The following is a 281-nucleotide window of genomic DNA, read 5'->3' on the forward strand; positions in this document are numbered from 1 at the left end:
GTTATTGCTGCCAACGTTAGCCTCAACGCGATAAAACAGCTTGACGCAACTTCAGATTTTCACAGCAAGATCGCTTCCCTGAATAATCCCGATAATAAAGATCTAGGATTTTCCCTTTCGGGAGAGGTTGAAGCTTTGTTGCACGAAAAGATCATAAGAGGCAACAAAAAACTTAATGGAGTACGATCAGATAAATTTATTGGTTTTGTAAATGACATTATTTCCTCGCCGCTTACAGAGGCTGTCACTACAGCAATTCCCGTGGTGGAATCTATACGTTC

General features: G+C 40.9%; 1 protein-coding gene. It reads left to right on the plus strand.

Features of this window, described 5'->3' with window-relative positions; all coding sequences use genetic code 11:
- Positions 1 to 281, plus strand: a 281-nt coding sequence (locus tag HC175_RS23565; RefSeq protein WP_168140142.1) for a hypothetical protein, incomplete at both ends; no start/stop codon positions are given.

Source organism: Salinimicrobium oceani (genome assembly GCF_012037645.1).